The organism is Streptomyces sp. NPDC002573, from assembly GCF_042889625.1.
GTDB lineage: Bacteria > Actinomycetota > Actinomycetes > Streptomycetales > Streptomycetaceae > Streptomyces > Streptomyces gibsoniae.
Window position 1 is genome coordinate 1 of record NZ_JBIARC010000156.1, and the last position, 8,450, is coordinate 8,450.

General features: G+C 69.2%; 4 protein-coding genes and 1 pseudogene. 3 read left to right on the forward strand and 2 right to left on the reverse strand.

All coding sequences use genetic code 11. The annotated features are described in order from the left end of the window. Nucleotides 1-482: 482 nt before the first annotated feature. Nucleotides 483-926, reverse strand: a complete 444-nt coding sequence (locus ACFYX0_RS45860; protein WP_388981279.1) for a hypothetical protein — start codon at nt 924-926, stop codon at nt 483-485. A gap of 364 nt (nt 927-1,290) precedes the next feature. On the opposite strand from ACFYX0_RS45860, the gene ACFYX0_RS45865 reads away from it, so the two are divergent. Next, nucleotides 1,291-4,074, forward strand: coding sequence for a SpoIIE family protein phosphatase (locus ACFYX0_RS45865; RefSeq protein ID WP_388981281.1), 2,784 nt, complete (start codon nt 1,291-1,293; stop codon nt 4,072-4,074). Nucleotides 4,075-4,313: 239 nt separating this feature from the next. Further along, a complete protein-coding gene (locus tag ACFYX0_RS45870; RefSeq protein WP_388981284.1) occupies nt 4,314-5,450 on the forward strand; it encodes an ABC transporter substrate-binding protein in 1,137 nt (378 codons plus the stop codon). A 154-nt stretch (nt 5,451-5,604) separates the two neighbouring features. Here the strand turns inward: ACFYX0_RS45870 and ACFYX0_RS45875 are convergent. Beyond that, nucleotides 5,605-7,042 (reverse strand): annotated as a pseudogene (locus ACFYX0_RS45875) (IS1182 family transposase). 268 nt (nt 7,043-7,310) lie between these two features. On the opposite strand from ACFYX0_RS45875, the gene ACFYX0_RS45880 reads away from it, so the two are divergent. After that, a complete protein-coding gene (locus ACFYX0_RS45880) occupies nt 7,311-7,979 on the forward strand; it encodes a hypothetical protein (protein ID WP_388981287.1) in 669 nt (222 codons plus the stop codon). Nucleotides 7,980-8,450: the final 471 nt, after the last annotated feature.

Below are 8,450 nucleotides of genomic sequence, written 5' to 3' on the forward strand. Positions count from 1 at the left end.
CCGCGACGACATCCACGAAGCGTTCCTCAGCCTGGCCTGCGGCATCATCTGCTGGCGCCGACTGGTCAACCTCTCACTTTGTTAGGAGTTCTAAGAGACTTCCTTCCGGCTGGCTGCACGCTCGGCGCACCGCAGGAACGGGGAGTACGTGGCGGACCCGAGAAGATCTCTGAGTGTTCCGAGCTGGTCGTAAGCGGCCCGCAAGCGAAGAGGCCAGGCGCGGCAGGATCCGAAGTGTTCCTCGAGTATGCGCGTGAGGTCGGCTCGTCGTAAGAAGGGGTCAAGTAGGACGTCTGTCATGCCCCGCTGATAGAGCATGGGCGGGTTGCTTTGGTGGATCTCCGCCGCGTGCCGAGCACAGTTCACTCGCTCGGCGTGGCAGTGATCGAGCAGAAGTTCGTGGCGGCAGGCGGCGGACCAGCGGTCGTTGTCGGCGTGGCGGGTGGAACTTGTGGAGCCGTCAGGTTAGGGCGTGCAGAGAATCAACACGCTTTTTTGATGTTGTCCTGGTCGTTGCTGGCCGCTGCCGGGATGTCCCTGGGGATGTGTGTCGGCAGGTGGGTGGGGGCCGGGACGGCCGCTACGGTGTGGCCGCGTTGCTTCAGCAGCTGCCGGGTCTCTTTGACGACTATGGTGCTCGGACTGGTCTGCATGAGTCGGGCGAGGGTGTCGTCGGACAGTCCAAGGCGCAGGCGGAGCAGGGTCGCTATGACGCGGTCGGGGAAGAGGAAGGTGGGTGGACGTCCGGTCCGGGGCTTGTGTCGTGCGTCGTCAGCGGGGTGGTTGCGGGTCCGCTCCTCGCGGTGTGACTGTCGCAGGTCGGCGTCGATGTCGTGGCCCAATGGATGGGACACCGACACGTGCGGGGTGCCGCGGTCCAGGGCGTGGTCGAACCCGACGGCGGTGGCGACCGGCGAGGAGCTCACGGTCGCCGACGTGGAGTCCACCGGTGACGTCGGGCGCGGAACGATCGGCCGACTGTCGTACCGACGGCCCTGGCTCCTGCCAGCGGATCCGGCGAGGGGAGGCGCGGGTGGCGGGAGGTGAGCGCCGAGACCATCGGCTCCGGGACGCCCTCCCTCTTCGGTCGTGCGGGTTCTGATCCCTGCGGACTCGAACCGGACCTCGGGGGCTGTGCGTGACCGCGGGGCGGCGGGGCCCATGCGCTCGGCGCCGTTCCTGAGCGGACCAGTCCACCCGGTCGCCTCGTGGTCGCCCGCCCAGAAGCGATAGAAAGGTGATATGAGCGGAGTTTCAGATCAATCCGGTCAGGATCTGCCTGATGCGTCCATGAGGACTCATCGGCCCGGTCGGCTCCCTCAGGGAGAGGACGCGAGGCGGTCGGGGTCACTGCTGAGCGTGCACAGCCTCGCCGGCCAGGTCTTCCTGCTCCAGCTGGCGGTCGTGATGTTGCTCGTCGCCGCTGCCCTGGTGGCGCTCGTGGTGCAGGCTCGACGCGACGTCATGGCGGACGCCCGCCACCGGACGCTCACCGCCGCGCAGACGTTCGCGAACTCCCCGGGGATCGTGGCGGCACTCAACAGCGCGCACCCGACCGCAGAGCTGCAGCCGTACGCCGAGGCGGCCCGGAGAACCGCAGGCGTCGACGCCGTCATCGTGTACGGCCTGAACGGGATCACCCTCACCCACAGCGACCCGCATCGGATCGGGAAACGCGTCATCGGACCTTACGCCGCGGCAGCGACCGGCAAGCCGTTCACGAGTACGTTCAAGGGCTCACTGGGACTCTCCGTGATCTCGGCGGTTCCCGTCAGGGGGCCTGACGGCTCGGTCATCGCCATCGTCTCCGTGCCCGTGACCGTTGAGACGGTGCGGCACAGGGTGGACCGGCAGCTGCCGGTCATCCTTGGCGGCGCCGCCGCGGCCCTGGTCGTCGCCGCAGGCGGGTCGGGCCTGGTCAGCCGGAGGTTGCGGCGGCAAACCCATGGCCTGGGCCCGACGGAGATGACCCGGATGTACGAGCACCACGACGCGGTGCTGCACGCAGTGCGGGAAGGAGTGCTGATCGTCGGCGGTGACAGCCGGCTGCTGCTGGCCAACGACGAGGCACGACGGCTGCTGAACCTCCCAGCGGACGCGGAGGGGCGACATGTCACCGATCTGGGACTGGAGCAGGGCCTCGCCGGGCTGCTGGCCTCCGACCGCCCCGCCACCGACGTGGTGCGCCTGGCGGCCGACCGGCTACTCGCGGTCAGCAAGCGGCTCACCGCACCGCACGGACCGGTCGGCAGCGTGGTGACGCTCCGGGACACCACCGAGCTGCAGGCCCTCTCCGGCCGGGCGGAGGTGGCACGCGAACGGTTGCAGTCGCTCTACGACGCCGGGCTGCGAATCGGCACCACGCTCGATGTGAAGCGCACGGCCGAGGAACTGGCCGAGGTGGCGGTGACCCGGTTCGCCGACATCGTCACCGTCGATCTGCTGGACCCGGTCCTGCACGGCGAGGAGTCCTCCGGTGCGACCGCCGGGATCACCGAGCTGCGCCGCGTCGCCGTCTCCGGTCCCGATGCGGATCACCCCCTCCACCACGTCCGCGACCTGATCCGGTTCATCCCGGCCCACCCCGTCTCCACGGCTATGACCGAGGGCCGACCGGTCGTGATCGCGGACCTGAACGCCTCCCCCGGCTGGCAGACCCAGCAACCCGAACGTGCCCGCCGCATCCTCGATCACGGCATCCACTCCCTGCTCGTGGTTCCCTTGCAAGCCCGCGGCGTGGTGCTGGGAGTGGTCGACTTCTGGCGCGCGAAGGGCTCCTCGTCGTTCGAGGACGAGGACGTGTCCTTCGCCGAGGAACTGGCCGCACGGGCAGCGGTGTGCATCGACAACGCCCGCCGCTACACCCGTGAACACGCCATGGCTGTCACCTTGCAGCACAGCCTGCTGCCACGAGCGCTGCCCGAGCTGTCCGTCCTCGATGTGGCCTACCGGTACCTGCCGGCCCAGGCAGGGGTGGGCGGGGACTGGTTCGACGTCATCCCGCTGCCCGGCACCCGCGTGGCACTGGTCGTAGGCGATGTCGTCGGTCACGGTCTGCACGCCGCGGCGACCATGGGCCGGCTGCGCACCGCCGTGCGCAACTTCGCCGCCCTCGACATGCCCGCGGAGGAACTGCTGGGCCGACTGGACGAGCTGGTGGCGCAGATCGACGCCGAGGAGGCCGCCGCCGCGGAAGACGGGCAGGCGATGATCACCGGGGCGACCTGCCAGTACGCCGTCTACGACCCCGTCACCGGGCGGATGGCCATCGCCACCGCCGGCCACCCGGGACCGGCGGTGGTCCAGCCCGACGGGGCCGTCGACTTCCCTGTCCTGCCCATCTCCCCGCCACTGGGACTCGGAGCCGGCCTTCCTGTCGAGACCGCCGAACTCACCGTGGAGGAGGGTTCCCGGCTGGTGCTCTACACCGACGGACTGATCGAGGACCGCACCCGGGACCTGGACGCCGGTCTGGAGGCCCTGCGCAATGCTCTGACAGGGCCGGGCCACACGCCGGAGGCCACTTGCGAGGCGGTGATGGAGGCCATGCTGTCCGACCGGCCGAGGGATGACGTCGCGCTGCTGGTGGCCCGCACCCACCGGCTCGGGCCGGAGCAGGTCGCCGAATGGAACGTGCCCCGTGACCCGGCGGCGGTGGCCCCGGTGCGCGCCGCCTGCGCGCGCCGGCTGACGGAGTGGGGGCTGGAGCAGTTCGGCTTCACCGCCGAACTCATCCTCAGCGAGCTGATCACCAACGCAGTCCGCCACGCCGCCGAGCCCATCACCGTACGGCTGCTCCGCACGGTGCCGAAAAACAACTCCGCCGCGGGCACCCTGATCATCGAGGTCTCCGACGGCAGCAGCACCTCGCCGCGGCTACGGCGGGCGAAGGTCACCGACGAGGGCGGCCGCGGACTCTTCCTGGTCGCCCGCTTCGCCGAACGCTGGGGGACCCGCTACACGCCCACCGGTAAAGTCATCTGGGCCGAACAGTTTCTGCACCACGCCGCCACGCCGAAAGCGGGAGACCTCGGCGAGATCCTGCTGGGCCAATGGGACGACACGGCCGTCTGAGACGAGTGGGCACGGGCTACGGAAGCCGCGTTCAGTCGGGGAAGGGCCTTGATCGCAGGCTTCCCGAGCGACATCCCGCCATCGAGCCGGCCGGGTATCCTGGCCTCGATAGCCGCTTCGTCGGCACAGCGGGCCCCAGGGAAACCGGGACGCGCAGCGGAAGGTTCGCCAGGCCGGACACAGGGATGCGGCCCGCAGCCGACCGAGGTGACCACGTTCCCCCACCCTCGGGAGCAGTCGTGACTACAGTCTGTGCTCGAGGTGCCGCGGTCTTCGGCTGCATCGCTCTCGTGGCAATGGGCCTGAGTGCGTGTGAGAACACACCGACCGCCAGACCCGCGAAGCCGTCCGTGGCTACATCCGCCGAGAACATGGGCGGCATGCCCGCACTGATCGCCGCAGCGAAACGGGAGGGCACGCTCAGAACGATCGCGCTGCCCGGCGACTGGGCCAACTACGGCGCTCTGATCAACGGCTTCGAGAGGAAGTACGGGATCAAGGTCACGGACGAGAATCCGTTCGGCCACAGCGAGGACGAGATCGATGCCCTGAGGAAGAGGAGGAACCGGCCGACACCCGACGTGATCGACGTGGGCGATACGTTCGCCCGGAAGGCCGCGGCGCAGAATCTGCTCGCGCCGTACAAGGTAGCCGCTTACGGTTCAATCCCCGGTAATCAGAAGGACTCGAAGGCCCGCTGGTACAACAACTACGGGGGTTACATCTCCATCGGCTGTGATGCCAACCGGGTCAAGCCCTGTCCGGCGACCTTCGCCGATCTACTGAAGCCCGCGTACAAGGGCAAGGTCGCACTCGAAGGCGACCCGCCCCGTTCGGCCACCGCCTTCGCCGGTGTCTACGCGGCCGCGCTGGCGAACAACGGGTCGTTCGAGAACGTCCAGCCCGGTCTCGACTTCTTCGCCGAGCTTGCGAAGAGCGGCAACTTCAACCCTCTCCATTCCAACTCGGCAACGGTCGAGGACGGCCGGACCCCCATCAGCATCAACTGGGACTACATCAACCTCCACTACGCCGACCAACTCCGCGACAAGGGCGTGAACTGGCAGGTCGCGATTCCCTTCGACGGCAGCTTCGCCCAGTATTTCGCGCTGGCGATCAACAAGAACGCCCCGCACCCGGCGGCTGCCCGCCTGTGGCAGGAGTACCTCTTCAGCCCAGAAGGCCAGAACCTGCGGCTGCGGGCCTACGCCCGCCCGGTGCTCATGGAGGCCATGGGGCAGGACAGCACTCTCGACAATGCCGCCGCCGCACGACTGCCGACGGTCGAGGGAACACCGCAGTTCCCGACGGACGCGCAACTGGAGAAGGCGAGGAAGACGATCAGCCAGGGCTGGGCGAAGACCGTCTCCGGCTAGGAGCGTGTCTTTGTAACGGGCAAGTGGCTGGCGGCCGTGGTCGATGGGATCGGTCTTGGCCGTCTCGCCGCCGTTGGTGAGGCGCGGTCGGAGTCGTGGCCGTCGGGGGTTGGGCCTGTATCGGGCTGGTGACGGGCCCGGGAGGCCCGATTGGTCAGCCGGCCAGCAGGCGCCACTCTCCTCGGGCTCCGTCTTCGCCGCGCAGGAGGAGCTGGCGGCCGTTCTGGCAGGTCATGATCTGTCCGAAGACGGGTTCGACGATGGCCTTGCGGCGACTGTAGGCGGCCTTGCCGGGCTTGGTCCGCAGCTTGCGGGCCATGCGTTCCTTGAGGGGTGGCGTCCTTGGGAATGCGTCCGCGGGGTGCGGGCGGGACTCGCTCGTCGTGGGCGAGTCTGCCGGTGGCCATGAACGTGTCGGTGCCGCAGGCGAGTTGGTGCTCTCGCGCGGCCTCAAGGTTGGTCTCGGAGCAGTACCCGGCGTCGACCAGGGCCTGCTTGGGGTGGACGCCGGTGTTGACAGCGGACTGGTCGAGCATCGTGGTGTAGTTCAGCGCGTCCGAAGGGTTGGTCGTCACGTCGGCGGCGGTGATGACCTGGTGTTCTTCATCGACGACGGCCTGGGCGTTGTAAGCCTGGATGTAGGCGCCGTCGCTGTTCTTCATGATCCGCGAGTCGGGGTCGGTGAAGTTGGCCTGGGCCTTGGGCTTGGGCCGCGCCTTGGCTGCTGCCTGCTCGCCCGCGTCGGCGACGGCCTTCTCGCCGTCGGTGCCGGCACGCTCCTGACGGTGGCGTTCCTTGTCCTCGGCATGCTTGCGCGCCTTGTCGGCGGCCTCGGCCTCGATCTGCGCGCGGGCGGCCTGCAGCTTCGCCAGGCGCTTCTCACGCCGGTCCAGCCCGGCAGGCAGGTCCATCTCCTTGCCGTCCGCCCCGAACATCTCGTCCTCGGCTTCGTCGGCGGCCTCCGCGTCGGCCAGCAGCGCCTGGGCCTTCGCCTCCAGCCGGGCGATCTCGGCCTCGATGCGTTCTTCCTTGTCGATCAGGCGGCCGTAGCTCATCGCCTTGTGCTTGGAGGCACTGGCCTGAAGCTTGGTGCCGTCCAACGCGACGCGGCCCATCTTGACCATGCCGAGCTTCTGCGCGAGGAGCAGGGACTGGGTGAACAGGTCAGCGAGGGCGTCCAGGTGACGGCGCCGGAACCGGGCGATCGAGCGGAAGTCCGGTTCCTGGCCGCCAGCCAGGAACCGGAACGCGACATCGTCGGCCAAGCGGCGCTCGATCGCCCGGGAGGAGCGCACCCCGGTGGTGTAGCCGTAGATCAGCAGCCGCACCATCAGCCGGGGATCGTAAGGCGGGTAGCCACGCTTTTCGGTGTAGTCGGCCAGGACCGGTTCCAGGTCGAGCACCTCATCAACCAGGTCGGCGACGAACCGGGCCAGGTGGTCCTCGGGCAGCCAGTCGTCCAGCGACGGCGGGAGCAGCAGGACCTGATGCGGATCGAACGCCCGGAACATCTTGTCCACCGCCGCCGGACGGCCCCGCGGCCGTTTCTTACCGGTCGGCTCGACCTCGAACAGCCCATCCCCATCACGCATACCGAGATCATCCCGCATGAATGATCACGAACCCCAGGCGGGTTGCCGGATACTGAGACACGCTCCTAGCCGACGCCGACGGCAGCCTGCCCGAGATCCAGCCCGGCGTGCTGTTCGAGGGCGATGAGATCGGACGATGGATCCAACGGCAGAAACAGCCGGGCAGGTCGGCGACGACTGATCGGCGCCTCCACCGACCGCCTACAGAAAGACGGCCCTCAGCCGACCAGCCACGGCATGCTGCCAAGCGCTTAGAAGATGCGGGCACATGCCCGGAACGGGACAGGAGCGGCAGCCATCGGGTTCGCCAGCGGTGGCGTGGGGCCGGGGTGCTGCCGGCGCACGCGCGGCGGTGGCTGGGGCGGGGGCGGCGCTCGCCCGTCAGGCGCGGCAGGGGCGGGACCTGCGATGGACGGTGATCGCCTGGTACGCCGAGGCCGGCGCTCCTCATTTGCCGGGCGCGGATGTGGTGCCGGAGCCTGCGTGGCCGGCGGTGCGGGAGACCTTGCTGTGGGTCATGGCCAACTCCCGTGCGCACCATGTGCTCGCGCAGGCCCGTACGGCGGTCGGCGCCGCCGGCGAGGCGGAGCGGGACGCGTTCTACGTGGAGGCGGAGCGGGCTCTCGCCCACGGGCGGGCCGGGACGCCTGATCCGGCCGCGGTGCGCCGGTTGATGGAAGGGGAGGCCGAGGCTGCGGTGGTGCGGGGCGAGGACGCCGTGCGGCGGCGCGCGGCCGTGCACCTGGCCGCGGCGGCCGGCATGGGATCCGGCGAGGTCGGCGGCGCGCTGCTCGCCGAGACCCTCGCCGTCCTCCTGCCCCACCTGGACTGGTCGCAGGCCGCTGCGGCCGCCCAACAGGCGGAGGAGGACGGCACGTTCGACTGGCTGCACAGCAGTGAAATACCTGTGAGCCTCATGTGCCTGATGTGTGCATAGGATACTACTGGCGCGTCGTCAGAATCACTGCGGCAGACCGCAGATGACGACCAAGTGGCCCGTTTGCTTGACGCCACGACGAGGTCGTTCGTGGCGGTCACCGCCTCCTGCCGACGGCGTGCAGCCCTCGACCAGCCGCACCCGCATGCGCGCCGAACTATGACAGATCTCACATATTTCCCAGGGGGAATGAGCCTGTGAAACGGCCTTTGCGCTCAACCCGAGCGCCATCCACGAACACCACAGCGGGAACCTGGGGATCCATACCCGGCCTGCGCGGCGCGTGCGCCGTCCTGCTGCCGATCACGTTCGCCGCCGGCCTGCTGAGCGCCGGGCCGGCCGCCGCAGCCGATCGCACAGGTGATGAACTGTCCGACCGGCCACCACCTCAAACAGGGTCTTCATCGGGGCGCAGCCCACCCGGCGTCGAAGGTCGCGCAGGCCCTTCGTGCTCGGCGCCGGGAGGAGGCC

Excerpts from the sequence above, each read along its gene's own strand:
- ACFYX0_RS45880 (WP_388981287.1), top strand. The coding sequence starts at position 7,311 with ATGCCCGGAACGGGACAGGAGCGGCAGCCATCGGGTTCGCCAGCGGTG.
- ACFYX0_RS45865 (WP_388981281.1), top strand. The coding sequence starts at position 1,291 with ATGAGGACTCATCGGCCCGGTCGGCTCCCTCAGGGAGAGGACGCGAGG.